The organism is Tolypothrix sp. PCC 7601, assembly GCF_025677855.1.
Taxonomy (GTDB): Bacteria; Cyanobacteriota; Cyanobacteriia; order Cyanobacteriales; family Nostocaceae; genus Aulosira; species Aulosira diplosiphon.
In genome coordinates this window covers 1,191,454-1,210,940 of the sequence record NZ_CP064879.1, presented here as the reverse complement: position 1 = coordinate 1,210,940, position 19,487 = coordinate 1,191,454, and the positions used below count along the sequence as shown (strand labels likewise).

The 19,487-nt window shown below is 39.4% G+C and carries 16 protein-coding genes; 10 read left to right on the top strand and 6 right to left on the bottom strand.

Going from position 1 to position 19,487, the window contains the following annotated elements; translation table 11 throughout:
• Window positions 1–43: 43 nt before the first annotated feature.
• The gene (locus HG267_RS04935; RefSeq protein ID WP_045870487.1) at window positions 44–1,216 is read left to right on the top strand and encodes an MFS transporter; all 1,173 of its coding nucleotides are present in this window, start codon (window positions 44–46) and stop codon (window positions 1,214–1,216) included.
• Between the two features lie 134 nt (window positions 1,217–1,350).
• On the opposite strand, the gene HG267_RS04930 is transcribed toward HG267_RS04935, so the two are convergent.
• Window positions 1,351–1,554 (bottom strand): ChaB family protein, encoded by a 204-nt coding sequence (locus tag HG267_RS04930; protein ID WP_045870486.1) that lies wholly within the window; start codon window positions 1,552–1,554, stop codon window positions 1,351–1,353.
• Between the two features lie 86 nt (window positions 1,555–1,640).
• Window positions 1,641–1,817, bottom strand: a complete 177-nt coding sequence (locus HG267_RS04925; RefSeq protein WP_155539234.1) for a hypothetical protein — start codon at window positions 1,815–1,817, stop codon at window positions 1,641–1,643.
• On the opposite strand from HG267_RS04925, the gene HG267_RS04920 reads away from it, so the two are divergent.
• Complete coding sequence (locus HG267_RS04920; RefSeq protein ID WP_045870485.1) at window positions 1,792–2,589, top strand: alpha/beta fold hydrolase; 798 nt, start codon at window positions 1,792–1,794, stop codon at window positions 2,587–2,589. The genes HG267_RS04925 and HG267_RS04920 overlap by 26 nt on opposite strands.
• Window positions 2,586–3,074: a hypothetical protein gene (locus tag HG267_RS04915; RefSeq protein WP_052335195.1), complete on the top strand. Its 489-nt coding sequence runs from the start codon at window positions 2,586–2,588 to the stop codon at window positions 3,072–3,074. Before HG267_RS04920 ends, HG267_RS04915 begins: the two co-directional genes overlap by 4 nt.
• 297 nt (window positions 3,075–3,371) lie before the next feature.
• Here the strand turns inward: HG267_RS04915 and HG267_RS04910 are convergent, their stop codons facing one another.
• The 3 genes from HG267_RS04910 to HG267_RS04900 all read right to left on the bottom strand — a co-directional run bounded on the left by HG267_RS04910 (window position 3,372) and on the right by HG267_RS04900 (window position 5,301).
• Window positions 3,372–4,580, bottom strand: coding sequence for a 4-hydroxy-3-methylbut-2-enyl diphosphate reductase (locus tag HG267_RS04910; protein ID WP_045870484.1), 1,209 nt, complete (start codon window positions 4,578–4,580; stop codon window positions 3,372–3,374).
• Between the two features lie 155 nt (window positions 4,581–4,735).
• Window positions 4,736–4,939 carry a hypothetical protein gene (locus HG267_RS04905; RefSeq protein ID WP_045870483.1) on the bottom strand — a complete coding sequence of 68 codons (204 nt, stop codon included), beginning with the start codon at window positions 4,937–4,939 and terminating at the stop codon, window positions 4,736–4,738.
• A gap of 197 nt (window positions 4,940–5,136) precedes the next feature.
• On the bottom strand, window positions 5,137–5,301 hold the full coding sequence (locus HG267_RS04900) for a hypothetical protein (protein WP_155539232.1): 165 nt from the start codon (window positions 5,299–5,301) through the stop codon (window positions 5,137–5,139).
• A gap of 32 nt (window positions 5,302–5,333) precedes the next feature.
• On the opposite strand from HG267_RS04900, the gene HG267_RS04895 reads away from it, so the two are divergent.
• From HG267_RS04895 to HG267_RS04885, 3 genes are all read left to right on the top strand, one after another.
• Window positions 5,334–7,067 (top strand): helicase HerA domain-containing protein, encoded by a 1,734-nt coding sequence (locus tag HG267_RS04895; RefSeq protein ID WP_045870482.1) that lies wholly within the window; start codon window positions 5,334–5,336, stop codon window positions 7,065–7,067.
• 530 nt (window positions 7,068–7,597) lie between these two features.
• Window positions 7,598–8,581 carry an RNA polymerase sigma factor, RpoD/SigA family gene (locus HG267_RS04890; RefSeq protein ID WP_045870481.1) on the top strand — a complete coding sequence of 328 codons (984 nt, stop codon included), beginning with the start codon at window positions 7,598–7,600 and terminating at the stop codon, window positions 8,579–8,581.
• 610 nt (window positions 8,582–9,191) lie between these two features.
• Complete coding sequence (locus HG267_RS04885; RefSeq protein ID WP_045870480.1) at window positions 9,192–9,923, top strand: hypothetical protein; 732 nt, start codon at window positions 9,192–9,194, stop codon at window positions 9,921–9,923.
• Between the two features lie 250 nt (window positions 9,924–10,173).
• Here HG267_RS04885 and cobO read toward each other — a convergent pair whose 3' ends face one another.
• Window positions 10,174–10,851, bottom strand: a complete 678-nt coding sequence (cobO, locus tag HG267_RS04880; RefSeq protein ID WP_045870479.1) for a cob(I)yrinic acid a,c-diamide adenosyltransferase — start codon at window positions 10,849–10,851, stop codon at window positions 10,174–10,176.
• 97 nt (window positions 10,852–10,948) lie between these two features.
• Between cobO and HG267_RS04875 the strand changes: the two genes are divergently transcribed.
• The 4 genes from HG267_RS04875 to HG267_RS04860 all read left to right on the top strand — a co-directional run bounded on the left by HG267_RS04875 (window position 10,949) and on the right by HG267_RS04860 (window position 19,487).
• Window positions 10,949–11,896 (top strand): O-acetyl-ADP-ribose deacetylase, encoded by a 948-nt coding sequence (locus HG267_RS04875; RefSeq protein ID WP_210403092.1) that lies wholly within the window; start codon window positions 10,949–10,951, stop codon window positions 11,894–11,896.
• A gap of 563 nt (window positions 11,897–12,459) precedes the next feature.
• Window positions 12,460–13,797: an ATP-binding protein gene (locus HG267_RS04870; RefSeq protein WP_045870478.1), complete on the top strand. Its 1,338-nt coding sequence runs from the start codon at window positions 12,460–12,462 to the stop codon at window positions 13,795–13,797.
• Between the two features lie 2 nt (window positions 13,798–13,799).
• The gene (locus tag HG267_RS04865) at window positions 13,800–16,733 is read left to right on the top strand and encodes an ABC transporter substrate-binding protein (RefSeq protein ID WP_052335194.1); all 2,934 of its coding nucleotides are present in this window, start codon (window positions 13,800–13,802) and stop codon (window positions 16,731–16,733) included.
• Window positions 16,734–16,760: 27 nt separating this feature from the next.
• Window positions 16,761–19,487, top strand: coding sequence for an ABC transporter substrate-binding protein (locus tag HG267_RS04860; RefSeq protein WP_228045696.1), 2,727 nt, complete (start codon window positions 16,761–16,763; stop codon window positions 19,485–19,487).

Genomic DNA, 19,487 nt, shown 5'->3' with positions numbered 1-19,487 from the left:
TGGCCGGATAATAAATATTTTGGTCTTCTAAATGTTCTAAATTATGAACAATGCAGGTAAAACACCTGTCTCATTAGGGCTGTTGGGTGCAGCTGCTTTTATGGTAATTGCTGATGTGCGGGTAATTGACCCACTTTTGCACATCATTGCTGACGAGTTTAAAGTTGGTGTTGGTAGTGCGGCAATTATTGTCAGTGCCTACACCATACCTTATGGATTATTTCAATTAGTCTACGGCCCTTTAGGCGATCGCATCGGCAAACTGAAAGTCATTACAGCTGCACTGACAGCCTTTGCTGTGGGAACTGCAGCTTGTGCTTTTGTGCCCAATATCATGCTTCTGACTTTACTGCGCTTCCTCACTGGTGTGGTAGCAGCAGGAATTATCCCCGTTACCTTAGCTTATATCGGTGACAATTTCCCCTACGAACAACGCCAAACTGCTATTGGTAAATATTTAAGCGCGCTGGTATTAGGACAAATTCTCGGTGGTAGTTTGGGCGGAATCTTTGGACAATATGTGAGTTGGCGAGAGCTGTTTTTAGTATTTGGCGTTGTTTCGCTAGTTATATCTATAGAATTGTGGCGAAAGATTGGCAAACTCCGTCATGAAACACATTCTCATGTTCCCTTTGGTTGGGAAACCTTCCGCCCTTATTTGCAACTGATGACGCAACCAGCTGCCCAAACTGTCATTATCGGCGTATTTATTGAAGGCTTTTGCTTATTCGGTGGATTTGCTTATATTGGTGCATTCCTCAGAGATAGATATAACTTACCCTATGTCGCAATTGGCTTTATGATCAGTGGTTTTGGCATAGGTGGACTAATTTATAGCCGTTCAGTCAAGTATTTGGTGCGGAGATTGGGGGAAAGGGGGTTAATGGGGTTTGGTGGAGTGTTAATGTGTATCTCTTTTTTAGCGATCGCATTATGGCAAAATTGGGTGCTGTTTGTTCCCTTCAATATTCTCATGGGATTAGGCTTTTACATGATGCACAGCACATTGCAAACCCAAGCCACAGAACTTGCACCCGAGGCGCGAGGAACTGCGGTGTCGCTATTTGCATTTAACTTATTTATTGGACAGGGAATTGGTGCAGCCGCCTTTGGCAGAATTGTCGATAGTTATGGCTATATTCCTTGTTTTATCATTACAGGAATTGCGATCGCCTTGCTTGCCCTTTGGCTAGTCAAGCAAAAGCAGCAGTCTTGATGAAAAAATTTTCATCGTCATACATGAAAGAAAGATGAGGGGGATGAGGGTGATGAGGAAGATAAGGGAGAAATCACAACAAGACTTACGCAACTGTTACGCCCATCTTCTGCTTTGTTAATTTTGAATTGGTATTACTCGGGTTTTTTGTGCCATTCATCATCTGCACCTTTTTCATAGTCGCGCTTAACCGCCGCCCAAGCAACTTTAAATGCTGTCTCTTCTTCTCCATATTCAGAGAGTGCATTGTTAAACGCAGCCAAAAATATTTCCTTTGCGTGTTTGGGTAGATGGTTTTTCACGGAGTCTGGTAAATCCGTTATATCTTGATAAGGCATAAATTTTCACTCTCACTGCTAGTTCTTACTCACTAGCTTTCATTGCGATTAACGCACTTTCATCTGCCCCTAGCGATAAATACTACTCATACTGCAGTCAACGAATTTTGGATTTTGGATTTGTTCCGCTGAGAAATTATCAAATTATCAGTTTCCCCCTCATCCCCCTCATCTCCCTCATCCCCCTCATCTTCCTCATCCCCCTCATCTTCCTCATCTTCCTCATCTCCCTTAACTATGCCCAAAGTCCACGTTAACGGCATCGATTTATTCTATGACATCCAAGGCAAAGGAGAGCCATTACTATTAATTTCCGGCTTCTTGTGCGATCATGCTTATTGGTCATTGCTGATGCCTTCACTGAAACAGTATCAAGTAATTCGTTTCGATAACCGAGGCTTTGGGCGAACTTCTGCACCTGATAGCCCCTACACTATTCAGCAGATGGCAATTGATGCAGCCGCACTACTAGAAACTATCGGCATTAATAAGATACATTTAGCAGGGCATTCAATGGGAGGCTTAATTGCTCAAGAACTTGCATTAGCACACCCAGAAAAAGTAAAAAGCCTAATACTAATCTCATCCTTAGCCAAGGGTGATGCTCTATTCAATAGTATTGTCTCCACCTGGGGAGAACTCCCCCGCATTCTTGACTGGAAAACTTACCAGCAAGTCATCTTACCGTGGATATTTACTGATGAATTCTACTCTCTTCCTGGGATAATCGATGCGATAATTAAGATGGCGATTAACTACCCATTTCCGCCAACTCTTCATGGAATCTATCATCAAAGCCGCGCTATCCTGAACTGCGATACTACACAACGCCTCAAAGATATTCCATGCCCTACCTTAGTTATGGTAGGTAAACAAGATATTCTCACCCCTGTAAAATTTTCTCAACAACTTGCCCAAGGTATTCCCCAGGCGGAACTTGTAGTGCTTAATTCTGGTGGACATGGCTTTTTGATTGAATCACTGGAAGATGTAGCCGCCGCAATGCTAAAGTTTCTCTCAACTCAACAGTTTTGAGTAATTACTTAGCACTCTTAGGATTTTCCGAAATAACAGATGTCTCGGATGTAGCTATAGAACAGCAAGATACATTAGAGCTAACTGGAATATTTATGAAATCCTCTTCCCTAGCCTTAGCCGTTATCATTGGTGCGCTTACCATCACCCAGAGTGCTTACGCTAACCAAAAGAATGTTCCATCCACAAACAGCCAGAATCATCAAGCTGCAGTTTTAGCAACAAAACCATTGTCATTGATTGGTAAATGGGGTTATAGTCTCAACCAAAATAATTCTCCAGCAACAAGCAACACTATTTTGCGAGAGCAAGATAGTGTATGCAAAAATCTGAACCCATTTGATATTATTAAAAACCCTAATATTTTATTTACGCCCTGTCAGCAACCAACAACTAAAACAACTGCTCAACTCTCTGAACCAATTGAATATTTCAAAGTTCCACCACTCGAATCGGGAATTAAGGTAACAGTATCCAAATTTTAATATTCATCAGAGAAAATAGTTTTGAGGTAGCAAGTTATTACTATAAAACTTTCTTTCTATTCAAGATATTACAGCAATATTGGATTGTTTGCTGTACTGATAATCGTAGGGGCACAATATATTGTGCCCCTACAGGTGTAATTCATGTACCTGAAATATAGTGCTTCTCAAAAGCTTCGTAATTAATAATTCGTAATCAGAGGCAGGTTCAAAAATTGAGATAAATTAAAGAAAATTTCAACCACCTTTGGATAAATGCCAGTAAAAAATTACGAATTACGAATTACGAATTAGTAATTAAACTACCGTTGCTGTGGCTTTCAAATCAAAAATCTTTTCGATGATATCTTCTACAACCTTATCGGGTGTAGAAGCACCAGAAGTAATACCTACAGCAATCTTGCCATTTGGTAACCAGTTATCTGTAGTGACTATCTCCCCAGATAATTGTCGATGTTCAATAGATTTAGCTGATTTAATCCGCTCTACACAATCAATGTGGTAAGAAGGAATTCCGCGCTCAAAAGCTATCTGTTGTAATTGCGTAGTATTAGAAGAATTAAAGCCACCAATTACTATGATTAAATCAAGATTTTGTTGCACTAAATCCAACATTGCATCTTGGCGTTCTTGGGTAGCGTCACAGATTGTATTAAAGCTTTGGAAATGTTGATTGATTTCTGTGGGGCCGTATTTGTGCATCATGGTACGCTCAAACAGCTTACCAATTTGCTCAGTTTCACCTTTGAGCATTGTTGTTTGGTTAGCAATCCCCACCCGTTCTAAATCTTGATCGGGATCAAATCCGGCTGAACAGGCTTTGGCAAATTTTTGTAGAAATTCTTCGCGATCGCCTCCGTGGAGAATATAGTTGGTAACATATTCTGCTTCCCGCATATTCAGCACAATCAGATATTTCCCAGCAAAGGAACTGGTAGCCACAGTTTCTTCGTGCTTGTATTTACCGTGAATAATCGAGGTATAGTCTACTTTTTTGTGCTTTTCGACGGTATTCCAAACTTTAGATACCCAAGGACAAGTTGTATCGACGATTTTGCAGCCTTTCTCATGGAGAATCTGCATTTCCTGAACACTAGCCCCAAATGCAGGTAGAATGACTACATCTTCATTCTCAACTACAGTAAAGTCTTTTTTCCCAGCATTCACAGGAATAAATTTGACTTCCATCTCCTGCATCCGCTGATTCACAGAAGGATTGTGAATAATCTCATTAGTAATCCAAATGCGCTCAGTGGGGAAGTGCTGGCGGGTTTCATAAGCCATTGCTACCGCACGTTCTACACCCCAGCAGAAACCAAAAGCTTGCGCCAACAGAATTGTCACCTCACCTTGTTCTAAAGTGTAATTGCGATCGCGAATCTGTTGAATTAAGTTACTCTGATACTCAGACTGTAACTGAGTAGCCACTTCTGCCTGATGACCAAATCCTTTACGATTATAGTTTTCCGAATGTTGGAGGCTACGTTTAAAAGCTTTTGTATCCATTGAATTGTTCTAGTTAGTTCACCATCTCTCATTTTCTCTCGTCAAGACACTAATGAGGCGTGTAACATAACTTAAACTAAGCATGGGGCATGGGGCATGGGGCATTGGCGATGAGGTAGAATTTTTGAATCTTGTACAGACGCGATGAATCGCGTCTAATCGACTACCTTGATTAATCCGCCTTGTACAGCTTGAAAAACTTTGTTGATTTGCAACATTTCCTGTTCGTTCAAATCTTCTTTAGATAGCAAGGCTGACATTAAAAGCTTTTGGTCTTGGCGTGTAATTCTACGGATATTTAAGATACGCTCAAAGACAGCCTCTAACTGTACTTGGTTTGTGGGCGCAGTAATTAACATACTTTCTTAACAAAAATTAGTTGATTCATATAATATCTATAGTTAAACTAACAATTTTTGATAAAGCTTGACATTAGTACCTATACGGAAACCTAAAAGAGGATTAACTATAGCGGTTTTTATGTAAATGGAATAAACTACTCTATCCCTAATCCCCAGTCCCTAATCCCCAACCCCCAATCCCCAATCCCCAGTCCCTAATCCCCAATCCCTAATCCCCAACCCCTAATCCCCAATCCCCAGTCCCCAATCCCTAATCCCCAATCCCCAATCCCTAATCCCCAGTCCCCAATCCCCAGTCCCCAACCCATTTGTGCTAGAATTTCCTGGCAAGTTTGAACTCTACAACTGGAACGCAACATAAGATCAGCTCAACATTGATGTAACTAATCAAATGAATTCTGGACAACCATTAGGTTCAGTCACCCAAGGCTCTCTGACTGGAGGGTTAGAAGTAAGATTACACCCAGATATCTCTGTTGAAGATATGCGCGTGGGTAAGTTTTTAGTCGTGCAAGGGATGCGATCGCGCTTTTTCTGTATGCTGACAGATGTGGCGCTAGGAACTGCTAATGCCCGTATTATTGCTGATCCACCAAATTGGGAAGATACTTTTTTACGGGAAGTATTAGCTGGTAGTGGCACATACGGTACGATAAATCTTGCGCCGATGTTGATGTTTACCCCAGAAGAAGTTGAGGAATCTTTCTCACCTACAAATGGGAAATCAGCTAATCCTTTTACGCCATCAATGACTGGTTTGGCTTCGTTTCAGCCTCAAACTAGCACTACAATGGAATTGTTACCAGTAAAAACGATTCCCAGCCACTTTAGCCAAGTTTACGAAGCAAGCGTTGATGATTTTCGTCGTGTTTTTGGTTGGGAAGATGATACCCAAAGAAAAAACTTTTCCATTGGTAAACCGCTAGATATGGACGTACCAGTCTGTATCGATTTAGACAGGTTTGTGGAACGCAGTAACGGAGTATTTGGGAAATCTGGAACTGGTAAATCTTTTCTGACACGCCTAGTTTTAGCGGGGATAGTTCGGAAAAACGCGGCGGTAAATTTAATTTTTGATATGCATTCTGAGTACGGCTGGCAAGCCGTCTGTGAAGGTAAGCAATATAGTACAGTTAAAGGATTAAAACAGCTATTTCCCGGTAAAGTTGAAGTTTATACCCTCGATCCCGAATCGACAAAACGCCGGGGTGTACGTGACGCACAAGAACTTTATCTCAGTTACGAACAAATAGAAGTTGAAGATGTCAAGTTATGTTCTCGTGATTTAGGACTATCGGAAGCAGCCCTAGATAATGCGAATATTCTTTACGCCGAGTATGGCAAGTCTTGGATTCTTCAGTTGTTGAACATGACTAACGAAGAAATCAAGATGTTTTGCGAAGAAAAGCGGGGACACCAAGGTTCAATTATGTCCTTGCAGCGCAAACTGCTGCGCTTGGATAACTTGAAGTATATGCGCGCTGCTTGTCCGCAGAACTATATTAATCAAATTTTGCGATCGCTCGAAGCCGGCAAGCATGTGGTAGTCGAATTTGGCTCCCAGTCGGATATGCTCTCATATATGTTGGTGACGAATATGATCACCAGAAGAATTCATAGCCATTATGTCAGCAAAGCCGAAAGATTTTTGCATAGTGGTAATGTGAGCGATCGCCCCACGCAACTTGTGATTACCATTGAAGAAGCCCACCGATTCTTAGATCCTGCGATCGTTCAAAGTACCATCTTTGGAACCATTGCCCGCGAAATGCGAAAATATTTCGTAACGTTACTAGTAGTTGATCAACGCCCATCGGGGATAGATAATGAAGTTATGTCCCAAATTGGGACTCGCATCACAGCCTTGCTCAATGATGAAAAAGACATTGACGCAATTTTTACAGGAGTCTCTGGTGCTGGCAGTTTGCGATCGGTATTAGCAAAATTAGATTCCAAGCAACAAGCCTTAATTTTAGGTCACGCGGTACCGATGCCAGTGGTAGTCCGTACCCGTCCCTACGATGCTACCTTCTACGCAGAAATTGGCGATCCAGCTTGGGAAGAAAAACCCGACGAAGAACTCTTCGCCGCAGCTGAACTAGCAAGAGCCGATCTAGGCTTTTAGGCATAAATTGGGCTATCCCCAATGCCCAATGCCCCATACCCATTTCGTAACATCCCACCCTACGACTAGGCAATCAGTTCGGTTATCTCCCTACATCTCGGCAACAGAAGCCGGGGTTTTCGCGTCACTATAGATATAGTAAGCAGTTAAAGGAATTTCAAATTTTTTTGCCAAACAAACCGTTGTGCCCTATAATTGGAAGATTTATCTGGGCTACTTTACTATCCACCAGATTTGTCGTATTATAATAAAAGTAAAACTCATATCGACTTCGTATTTTATAGTTACCGCCCGTAACTAACGATCAGAAGAATTGTTGAAAAAAAGCCAGCGTATATCTAAATAGACTGCAAAATTTAGGGAGGGTAGGGGAACCTATCTCAGTGATACACCGTCATGTAAACGGCTGTATAAATTAATTACTTATAGTACCCCCCTATGTTCTGTGATATATGTACTCCCTTTCCTAATCCCCCATAGTTTAGTGATTAAATATTCATTGTGTTTACGGAGTAGAGGACAACGCACCAATGCCTACTGTTAACACCGCAACCGAAAACCTAAACACCAAATTCACGGCTGATATGGTGCGAACCTATCTGCGAGAAATTGGTCGTGTGCCACTGCTAACCCGTGAGCAAGAGATTGTTTTTGGGAAGCAGGTGCAACAAATGATGACGCTACTGGACGCTAAAGAGGCGTTGGCGAAGAAGCTGCACCGCGAACCAAGTTTACCAGAGTGGGCGGAGCAAGTTCGCCAATCTGAAACTGAAGTGAAACAGACAGTAGCTCAAGGTAAACGCGCCAAGCAAAAGATGATTGAAGCGAACCTCCGCTTAGTCGTTGCTATTGCGAAAAAATATCAAAAGCGCAACATGGAGTTTCTGGATTTAATCCAAGAAGGAACTCTAGGATTAGAGCGGGGTGTAGAAAAATTCGATCCGATGCGTGGCTATAAGTTTTCCACTTATGCTTACTGGTGGATTCGCCAAGCAATTACGAGAGCGATCGCTCAACAAGGGCGTACTATTCGTTTACCGATCCACATTACCGAGAAGCTGAACAAAATTAAAAAAGTACAGCGCGAACTAGCTCAAAAGTTAGGGCGATCGCCCAATCCGGCGGAAATTGCTCACGAACTTGAGCTAGAGCCTATGCAAATCCGCGAGTATTTAAATATGGCTCGTCAGCCAGTTTCTTTAGATGTGCGCGTGGGTGATAACCAAGATACCGAACTACAAGAAATGCTCGAAGATGATGGCCCATCTCCAGAGTATTACACCACCCAAGAGTTTTTGCGCCAAGACTTGAACACGCTGTTAGCAGAACTAACTCCCCAACAGCGAGAAGTTCTAGCTCTACGTTTTGGCTTGGAAGATGGTAATGAAATGTCTTTGGCGAAAGTTGGTGAAAGATTAAATCTCAGCCGCGAACGCGTTCGCCAGTTAGAGCATCAAGCTCTTGCTCATTTACGCCGCCGTCGAGCCAATGTCAAAGAATACGTTGCAAGTTAAAAGCCAAATAACTTTTAACTATGAGCCTCCTGAAATCAGGGGGCTATTTTTTTGGTCATTTGTCATTTGTCATTTGTCTTTTGTCATTTGTCATTTGTCTTTTGTCATTTGTCTTTTGTCATTTGTCTTTTGGTAATGGGTAATGGGTAATTGGGTGTTTAGTGTTTGTTATTTCTCCCTCATCCTCCTCATCTCCCTCATCTCCCTAATCCCCAGTCCCCAATCCCTTTTTCCAAAAAATCTTCCGACATATTCCGTAATGAATGAATTCGTTGTTGTAGTTATATTTAGTGCTACTAAAGGGCTATATCGAAAGTGGATTTTTTGAGAAAAATATGAATATTGATTGAAATTTATTCTAAAAAAGAGATTTTTTGTAATTTTTCTTCTTACATCACCCAATCAGGTGAATCTGTAGGGTGAAGCAGAAAGTGGCTCTAGGACGATATTCTAGGTTTGCAAGTAAAAACTAAACAAAAATTTCCGTTTTAGGTATTTTTATTCCCTTGACAATATAAATCAAACCATTGAGGGAGCCTTCATTACAAATACTTAGTTAAGTTCTAATAAGTTGCTGAGAGAGTAGTTAGTTTTTTAGAGGAGTAGTCGGGTGCTTAATAACATTTATCAGTTCTGTGCCTCTCGTCAGTTGAAAATGCCTGCTGTTGCTTTAGTTATGGCTCTTAGTATTTTCGGTGAGCAAACTCAACCAGTATTCAGTCAGCAAATAGAAGTAAATACTCACAATAGTTCTGCTAGTTTGTTATCACAGCTAAGAGAAGTAAAAGGTCAGAGAAATCAAGCTTGGGCAACTGCTGAAAGTAGCAATAATATTGCTGAGTTTGTTACAAACCCCAGCGAAAAAGCGAATTTTCAAACTTCAGCTAAAGGTGTAAAAATAACACCTCAAACCACAGCTTTAGCAAGCAGTAACCAAAAATCTGCTAAAGAAGCCGCAAATGTGCCAATGAGTAATGTACCCAACCGAGACGGCGTTTATTTATACGGTCAATCACCAGCCGCAAACCAAATTGGACAAGGCTATATTGTCTTTGAGAAGCGCCAAGGTAAAGTGAATGGTGCCTTATATATGCCCAATTCAGAATTTAGCTGTTTTCAAGGCACAATTGATCGCTCCGGGGAATTGGCGATGACAGTTAATGGTTCTGCAGATGAAAGTACTTCAAATGCAGTAGCTACAAGCAACACAATACCTACCATTAGTGAGGAGGAGCTAAGTAGCTATCCTTACTCTGTGGCGCTGCAAGATTATCATCAACTCAAGTCTATTAGTGCCAATGACCGCCGCATTTTGCAAATGTGTAATCAATCTTCCAACTAGTACCACAGTGCGGAACCCAAAAATTGTAGAGACGCGATTCATCGCGTCTGTAGCTGTAGCCAATAGTCAAAAGTTCGTATTATTGCACATTTGACCTGGAATCTTTGGTAGAAAAAATATCACCTGCTAAATTAAAGGGTCTATCTGTTGGAGCAATCCCAAATCTCAAATCCAAAATTATCTGATATGCAGCTTTATTTATAAATGATGAATGATGAGTTATGTTAAATCGTCATTCATCATTTATCATTTAATACTCAATTCCTGGTTGAGCTTTCACGCCTTGATCGCGGAAAGGATGCTTCACCAGAGTCATTTCTGTAACTAAATCAGCTCGTTCAATTAATGCGGCTGGTGCGCCTCTACCTGTGAGAATCACATGAGTAGCTTCAGGTTTTTGTGCTAAACCTGCTAATACTTGCTCAACTTGTAGGTAACCCATTTTGAGCGCAATATTAATTTCATCCAATAAGACTAAGCGGAAGTCTGGATTACGGATATATTCTAAAGATTTTTCCCAGGCGGCTTGCGCTTTATCTAAATCGCGATCGCGGTCTTGAGTTTCCCAAGTAAAGCCTTCGCCCATAGCATGAAATTCTAGCTGGTCTTGCCAATTACTGAACACCCTTTTTTCGGAAGGTTCCCAGGCTCCTTTGATGAATTGGACGATCGCAACTTTATAACCATGACCAAGCGATCGCAACACCATCCCCAAAGCTGCAGTTGTTTTCCCTTTACCGTTACCAGTATTAACAACGATTAATCCTTTTGTCGGTACAGCTTGTGCTATGCGCTGATCCTGTACTTCTTTGCGCCGCTGCATCTTTTTGCGATACTGTTCATCACTTAAGGATGAAGACATTACCTCGTCAATTACACGTGCAATTTCTTTATCTGAATCGAATGCTTCTGGGGTGTCGTTTTTCATCAATTTGGTTTGAAGATACTGGCAATAACTTTAACAACGTAGAGAGTGAAGTAAAATTTTGTTATTTAGTAAATTTTACTTACCTTATATTTGGAAGATGTTCCGGAAAATCACACTGAAAAATATTGAAAATTTATTAGCTTTTTTAACATTATTTACGGACACAGAAGCACAGCTATATAACATAGAAACCGAACCCTTGACTTTAGATCCTTATTGTTATTCTAAAGAATTTAATAAGTTCATTACATCTGTTTATCAAGAAAATTTTGTCATTGATTTTGATTGGCCAGCTTGGCAAAATGAAGCCGAGCGTTTGGTAGCAAATCCAGAATTATTAATTGTAGCTGACATTCTGACATTGCAGAAATTGTTAACAACTCACATTCGTAAAGAACGCTTTTGTAGCGGTCATTTAGCTGCAATGATTAAAAATGGTCATTTTCTGGCAATTTTCCACAGGCTACAAGCAATCCATGCAGCTTTAATGTTAGAAAAGTCTGACAATCACGGTAAACGAAATATGATGAAGCAAATGTCAGTTTTTCAAGGCGATATTACTCAGCTACCAGTAGATGCGATTGTTAATGCTGCCAAAAATTCCCTACTGGGTGGTGGTGGCGTTGATGGCGCAATTCATCGTGCAGCTGGGCCAGAACTTTTGGACGAATGTCGTCAGTTGCATGGTTGCGCGACAGGAGAAGCGAAAATTACCCAAGGTTACAAACTCAAAGCAAAATGGGTAATTCACACTGTCGGCCCAGTTTGGCGCGGAGGTAATCAAGGTGAAGATGAGATGTTAGCTCGATGTTATCGCAACAGCTTAACTTTGGCAGAACAGTACCAAATTAAAACTATTGCTTTCCCAGCCATTAGCACAGGGGTTTATGGGTTCCCCTTGGAACGCGCTAGCAAAATTGCGATCGCAGAAGTCAACAAATTCCTTAACAGCCATCACTCTATAGAACAAGTGATTTTCGTTTGTTTTAGCCAAAGTGCCTATGATTGCTACATCAAAGGTGTGCAAGAAGTTGTAGAAAGCTAAATCACCTGAGATACAACGCCTTCCTTTTTTGGTGGCATACTCATAATTTCTTAGGGGACAGATAACTCTGCATCCCCGGTTCTGTTTTGTAAGTCTGCAATCGCTTTTCAGCACAGATGAGAGAGTATATTCTTTCTGCAAAAAATTTTACCTCTGCTTTGTCAAAATGCGATTCTAACCAGACCTCTAGCCTCAGCTTTAATCATGATTTCATAAACTGCGCTCGGCAAGGCCGTGATATTACTTAATTTTATTTTTAGTTCTGACAATCCATAAAATACAATAATTTAAGCTACAGTGTATATACTTAAGCTAATTCGCAAAAAGTAGATTTTGATCCTCTCTCAACCGTCATTATGCTTAAAAGTCAGTATATATGTTTATTAGTAGCATTTTTGGCAAATGCATCAGTACTAAATTTATCAAAGAGCAATTAGCACAATGTACAGAATGTGAGTTTCCTAACGATACCCGCTCTACAAACAAATACTAGAAACGTCTAACGCTTCTGTGTGACAGGTATTCAAACATTCATCAAACCTAATATAGGCTCAGTAGTCCCAATGCCAAACAATCCCTTCACGATTGGTCAGCCAGTTTCGCCAGAAAATTTCGTTGGGCGAACAACTGAAATATCAGCAGCACTCGATCAAATATATAATCACGGCAGCTTGGCAATTTGGGGTGGCCCAAAAATGGGGAAATCTTCCTTCTTAGAAAAACTGGCTGCACCTCAATACTGGGAAGAAAATCAAGGAGAATCTTCAAAAGCTGTAATAGTTCTTTTGAGCTGCGAGAATATTAAGCCCTTTAGTGGGCCTCTGTTCTGGAGAGAAGTCTTAAGCATACTGAAGGATCAGTTAGACGATGAACCTACATTACAGGCTGATATTGAGAAATTATTGGCAGCAGGACAAACAACTAAAGATAGTTTACGTCAAGTATTACGAAAGCTAGGTAAACAAAAAAAATTCTTGGTGTTGCTAGTAGATGACTATGACACTGCACTATACCCAAAAGAGGATTATACCGAAACTGCTATGGAAGTTTTCTTGAGCGAGTGCCGAAATTTGGCTTATCATGCTCCAGAAAGAAAACATCTTTCGATGGTTGTTACCTCACTCAAGCGCCTCAATGAACTTGGGCCTAAGCTAAATCCCAATGCTTCCCCGTGGTACAACCACTATCTCTTCCAATCCCTAAAGCCGTTTACTAACAATGATTTTGAGCAACTACTGAAGATAGCCAATATATCAATAGAACCAAAGTTACAGGAAGCAATTAGAGAGATTACTGGTGGATATCCTACTTTATTACAAATTGCCTGTTCTCTTCTGTACAGAGAACTAGAAAAGGGAGAGGGGAAAACACTAGACATAGCAGCATTTGCTAGGGGCTTTGAAAGCGATACCAAACATATTTTTCAAAATATTTGGCAAAGATGTTCGGAAGTAGAACAAACTCTATTAATGCTAATGGCTTTATCTGGGTTGAAAGGTCGACTGCATAAGAAGATTAAATTTGATTTGAGTGATATTGACCTTATCTTTACCCAAAGAGTGCGAGAGTTAACTAACTTAGAAGAACAAGGCATAATTCTTCGCACAAAAAATGCTAATGAACAAGCAGAAATCAGAGAATACGCATTCACATCATCAATCATGGAACGATGGGTAATTCAGGAGATTTGGAATACTGATGAAGCTGAACTGCAAAAACGAAAAATAGTGTTCCTCAATCTGATGAGCCATCAGCAACTAGAAAAATTTACCACAGCAATTCACTGGGTATGGAAGCATAAAGATGAGATACCTTCGACTCTGGAATGGTTTGGTAAAATATCCTCTGCTTTACCAAAGGGAGCCATAAAAGGCTTGATTAACTGGAATCTAGGAGCATAGTAATGGTTAATCCCGAAGACCGGATAAATAATCCCTATATTATAGGTAGTCCCATAGATGAACCTCATAAATTTTTTGGCAGGAGAAGTCTGTTTGAAATTATTCAAGATAACCTAAATCAAGATACAAAAATTATTTTGTTGCACGGTCAAAGACGTATCGGAAAGTCATCTATACTTCAACTTATTCCTCAGTTTTTGATAGCAGATGAATTAAAATTTTTTATATTTGATCTTCACGAAAAAAGTCAGTCAAGCTTGGGTGAAATTCTCAATAGCCTCGCTACAGAAATTATCTTGCACCTAGAATTTAACAACCTGCGTCCGCCGACTATTGAGCAGATAGATAATGATCCAAAAATCTTCGCCAGACGTTTTTTACCCTTGGTTTATAGAAGATTGAGAAATAAAAAGCTGGTGTTGTTATTAGATGAATTTGATGTTGTTCTTGAGAAAGAAAATTCGGAGCGTTTACCGCTTTTAAAAGAGCTTCTGGATAAACAAGAAAGATTATTTATTATTCCAGTAGTCGGACGGCATCCATCTACCTTACAACAGTTAAGGAGCTTTTTAAAAAGTGCGCCTTACCAAGAAATTGGGTTGCTTGATACTGAGAGTGCTAGACGGCTAATTACTCAACCAGCTAAAAATTTACTAAAGTATGAAGAAGAGGCTATAAACAAAATTATTCGCTTAAGTGCAGGGCATCCCTATTTTATCCAAGTCATTTGTTTTACTATTTTTACACAAGCTAGAGAGCAAAATATTTGGAGTGTTACTAGTGAACACGTAGACAAAATTATAGATAAAGCACTAGAAAATGCAGAAGCTGGTTTGGCATGGTTCTGGGATGGGCTACCAATGGCAGAGCAAATAGTTTTCTCTGCCATAGCTGAAGCTCATAAAATTGCTCTATTGAAAAATCAACAGATTCCTGATGATCCATTCATGCTTTTAGAAGAGTATGATCTTTCTAAGACAGAAGAACTAGCTCAAGCATCTGAGCATTTATTTGAAAAAGCTTTAGTAGATGATATCAGAAGGCGGGTGAAAGTGGAATTTGTTCGCCTTTGGTTATTGAAAAGACACTCGCTAGAGCAAGAATTTGAAAAATTGCAAAAACTGCGAACTAAATTTAAATTTGCAGTAGCTACTCAACTTTATCAAGAAGGTAAACAACAGGAAGCAGTAGCTCTTTATGAGCAAATTATACAAATAGATTCTAATCACGTTAGCAGTCTACTAGCTTTAGCTGAAATATATTTGAGAACTGACAATTTAGTTAAAGCAGTAGAATTTTACACAAGAGCTTACCAAGTTGATCAAACAAGCAACAAAGAAAAGCTGCTGGATGTCTTGGAAAGATACGGCGATAAACTAAAAGGGCAAAAAAAGTACGATTTGGCGCGGGAGCAGTACAACCAAGCTTTAGAAATTGAGCCTAATAGAATATCAACACAGGAAAAACTGCAATTACTAGACAAGGAAATATCAAAAAAACTGCCACTCAGATCAGATTTTCTACCACAGCTAAACTGGCAAGGCAAAAAATCTTTAATAGGAGGAATTTTTGCCGTGGCTTGTATCGCTATTAGCTTGTATCTGTGGTCAAATCCAAATCGTTGCTCATTTGTGCCAAAGCAATTATCCGGCATACTTTGTATAGATGAAAATCCTAAAAATAATATAAGTCGTGGTGAACGTGCCTTCTTTTTTAGCAATCCTAACAGTGCTCGCGATCAGGGTATTACAGCATTTAAGGCACGCGATTATTCTAAAGCTGCGGAACGGTTTAAAGTTGCTGTAACAAATGATCACAATGATCCAGAGGTACTAATCTACTACAATAATGCCCTCGCCCTTCAGCAGGTTTCTCCCATCACTTTAGCAGCAGTTGTGCCGATAGAAAACGCAAAAGAAAAAGCTCAAGAAATATTGCGAGGTGTAGCACAAGCACAAAATGAGTTCAATGCTAATGGTGGATTAAATGGTCGATTACTGCAAATTGTAATTGCCAATGATGCTAACGGTAGAATATCTAAACCAGTGGCTAAGGAACTAGCTCAAGATGAATCCATATTAGGAGTTATTGGACATTATACGAGTGACTCTACAGAAAAGGCACTACCTGAATACGAGAATGCTAAAACACGCTTACCTGTCATCTCTCCTAGTAGCTCCAGTACAAAATTGAAGGCAGATGTTTTTTTTCGGGCTACTGCTTCTGATAAAGCACATGGTAAAAAACTAGCTGAATATGCCTGGAACAACGCCTTAAAAAAAGTTGTAATTTTTTGGAATCCTAAGAGCCTCTTTAGCCGTAGTATCACAGAGCAATTTATCACAAATTTTGAAAAACTAGGGGGTGTAATAGTTAGTAATCCGATTGATCTGACGGCTGACAACCGGAATGTAGAACAAGAAGTTAATGAGAGTATTTCTCAAAATGCACAGGCGGCTCTATTAATCCCAGACGCAACATACGTTGCAGCAGCAGAGGAAATTGCTAGAGTCAACGCAAATTTAAAGACTAGCGCTCAAAACCAAAACAAGCAAGGGCTAAAGTTGTTAAGTACGAATATTCTATATATTGATAGACTCAGTAAAGTCAAAGCTTTTGATGGATTGATTCTAAGTGTGTTTTGGTTTAGGGATGCACCACAATCACAAAAATTTGCACAAGCAGCAAAGCAACAATGGAGAGGAGGTGTTAGCACTAATACCGCAACTAGCTATGATGCGACTCAAGCTTTTATTCATGCTTTATCCTCAAATCCCTCACGTTCCACAATTCTGCAAAAACTTCCGCAGCTAAATCTTTCATCTGATGAAACCTCCGGAGAGGGACTTAAATTTCAAGATCATGAGCGCCAGGGTAACCCAATACTTATTCAAGTTCAAAACGATCAATTTAAGATATTACCAAACACTCCCTAACTAGAAGGCAACTACTAGCTCAGTAGATTGGGAATAAATATGACACATTCAACTGCTCGAAGAAATCCTTACGTCATCGGTCGTCCAATTGATGAATCTGAACTATTATTCGGTCGAGAAAGTCTGTTTAACTTTATCGAAGACAACCTGAAGCAAGATATAAAAGTTATTTTATTACATGGTCAAAGACGTATTGGTAAGTCTTCAGTACTTCGTAATATTCCTAATTTTGTTGCACCAGAGCAATTTGCTTTTATTACTTTCGATCTAGAGTATCACAGCCGAGAAACTCTTAGTCGTATTTTAGCTGCAATAGCAACAGAAATTATTGAACAACTAGAACTGGATTTAGATAGGATATCGTTACCTGATATAACAGAGTTAGAAACAGATCCCTATATATTTTATAGGCAATTTTTACCTAAAGTCTATCAAGAAATAGGAAATCAAAAACTAGTATTATTACTTGATGAGTTTGATGCTTTAAATAACGATAGCTCAGATACCGCAGTTGAACATCTTTTTCCATATCTCCGCTCTATTATAGAATTACCAGATAATCAACTATTCATAATTCTTTGTGTTGGTAGGCAATCAGCAGATATGCCAAATTTACTTAGTATATTTAATAATGTACCATATCAAGAAATTGGTTTATTAGATGCTGAAGATGCTGCTCAATTAATTACCCAACCCGCTAAAAATAGCCTAAATTATGAACAAAATGCTATTGATGAAATTTATAGACTGACAGCAGGTCATCCTTATTTTATCCAAGTAATTTGCTTTCATATTTTTGTGCAAGCAAGATCTGAAGAAAAATGGCAAGTTACTCGCACAGATGTAGATGCGATTGTAGAGCAAGCAATTGAAAGTGCAGAAGCTGGATTAGCTTGGTTTTGGGATGGTTTAACAATTCTAGAGCAAATAGTATTTTCATCTGTAGCTGAAGCACAAAAGCAAGCATTCCCAGAAAATCCATTAACATTGTTGAAAAAATACGGCATTATCGAGACAGAAGAATTAGTTCAAGCAGCTAGACAATTAGTTGAAAAAGGGCTTTTGAATGCTAGTGGAAACCAGATAAAAGTTGAAATAGTCCGTCTCTGGCTCTTAAAAAGACATCCAATAGATACAGATATACAAGCATTAATACAACAACAAGAACAAAAAATTAATGTTATATCGCAAAGAAACATTACACAACATCAAGAGCGAAAACTGAAATTATTGAATGATAAAATATTAAAAGAAGCGAGAGAAAAAGACACAGATTATTCTCCAAATAAAAATTTGCGATTTAGAATCGTAGTTGTAGGATTAATTGTGTCTATCAGTAGTGTTGCGTTAGGCATTTACCAATTTTTTAATAGTTGTGAAAAGAGACAATATTTCATATTGGATCAAAGTTGTGTAGTTCAGCACAATAATATAAATTATCTCAATGTTATAACTAATATTAGCCGGGGCGATCGCACAGTTTTTTATAACAAGGAAAACAAGGATTTTAATCGAGCACTTGAAGAATTCAAAAAAACTGATTATACAAAAGCAACCGAATTATTTAAAAAAGCTGTAGCGCTTAATCCTCAAGATCCAGAAGTACTAATTTACTATAATAATGCCCTTGCTCGCCAAAAAGGTACTCCCATGACTGTAGCTGTATCTGTACCTGTAGAGAATCCAAAAGGGATGGCGGAAGATATTTTACGTGGTGTAGCGCAAGCGCAAAATAAGTTTAATCAACAAGGTGGGTTCAACGGTAAATTGCTAGAAATAGTTATTGCTAACGATGCTAACAAAACTGAAAATGCAAAACAAATAGCTCAGGTTTTAATAAAAGACTCATCGATACTAGGAGTAATTGGACATAGTTCTAGTAATCTTACTCAAGTAGCATTAGCCGAATATAAAAAAGCTAACTTACCAATCATTTCTTCTACCAGTATCAGCGATTCCTTATCTGGCAATGTTTTCTTTAGAACAGTTCCTTCTAATGCAGCTATTGGTAAAAGACTCGCTGAATACACCAAAAGTTCTCGTGGTTTGAACAAAGTTGTTATTTTTAAGAATCCAGACAGCAAAGATAGTAAATCTCTGAGTCAAGCATTTATTGAGAAGTTTGAACCACTAGGGGGTCAGGTGGTTCGGGAGATTGATTTGACAAAACCGGAGCTAAATGTAAACAAAGAAATTAAAACCATTGTATTTAGCGATCGCGCCGAAGCTGCTGTATTGTTTCCAGCTACACAAAAGCAGGCTTCAGTAACATTAGAAATTGCTAAAGCTAACGCTGACTTAATTAGCACTAAAAATCCAAATAACCCAGGTCTAAGTTTGTTAGGTGGAAGTCTTCTCTATGGGAACACAACCTTGCAAAAAGGTAAGAAAGCTGTTGAAGGTTTAATTGTCGCTATACCTTGGTTTAGAGATTCACCAAACTCAAAAAACTTCGCACAAGCAGCACTTAAGCAATGGGGAGGGCCTGTTAGTTGGCGCACAGCTACTAGCTATGATGCTACTCAGGCTTTTATTAAAACTTTGACTAATATCTCTCCCAATTTTTCTAGGGAAAATGTTTTACAAGGATTGAAACAGGTTAATCTTTCTCCTAATGAAACTTCAGGAGAACCTTTAAAGTTTACAGACAATGGGGAACGCCAAAGTCAACCTGTTCTTGTTCAGGTGAAAGGAGGAAAATTTACCCTCGTTCCTTCTGTTGCGTCTGGTGTAACTCCTAGCAAATCCCGTTAA

Coding starts and splice junctions, on each gene's coding strand:
- HG267_RS04900 (WP_155539232.1), bottom strand. CDS start 5,301: ATGTTGCGTTCCAGTTGTAGAGTTCAAACTTGCCAGGAAATTCTAGCA.
- HG267_RS04925 (WP_155539234.1), bottom strand. CDS start 1,817: ATGCCGTTAACGTGGACTTTGGGCATAGTTAAGGGAGATGAGGAAGAT.
- HG267_RS04930 (WP_045870486.1), bottom strand. CDS start 1,554: ATGCCTTATCAAGATATAACGGATTTACCAGACTCCGTGAAAAACCAT.
- HG267_RS04875 (WP_210403092.1), top strand. CDS start 10,949: ATGTTCCGGAAAATCACACTGAAAAATATTGAAAATTTATTAGCTTTT.
- HG267_RS04870 (WP_045870478.1), top strand. CDS start 12,460: ATGCCAAACAATCCCTTCACGATTGGTCAGCCAGTTTCGCCAGAAAAT.
- HG267_RS04865 (WP_052335194.1), top strand. CDS start 13,800: ATGGTTAATCCCGAAGACCGGATAAATAATCCCTATATTATAGGTAGT.
- HG267_RS04905 (WP_045870483.1), bottom strand. CDS start 4,939: ATGTTAATTACTGCGCCCACAAACCAAGTACAGTTAGAGGCTGTCTTT.
- HG267_RS04910 (WP_045870484.1), bottom strand. CDS start 4,580: ATGGATACAAAAGCTTTTAAACGTAGCCTCCAACATTCGGAAAACTAT.
- HG267_RS04935 (WP_045870487.1), top strand. CDS start 44: ATGAACAATGCAGGTAAAACACCTGTCTCATTAGGGCTGTTGGGTGCA.
- HG267_RS04895 (WP_045870482.1), top strand. CDS start 5,334: ATGAATTCTGGACAACCATTAGGTTCAGTCACCCAAGGCTCTCTGACT.
- HG267_RS04890 (WP_045870481.1), top strand. CDS start 7,598: ATGCCTACTGTTAACACCGCAACCGAAAACCTAAACACCAAATTCACG.
- HG267_RS04920 (WP_045870485.1), top strand. CDS start 1,792: ATGCCCAAAGTCCACGTTAACGGCATCGATTTATTCTATGACATCCAA.
- cobO (WP_045870479.1), bottom strand. CDS start 10,851: ATGAAAAACGACACCCCAGAAGCATTCGATTCAGATAAAGAAATTGCA.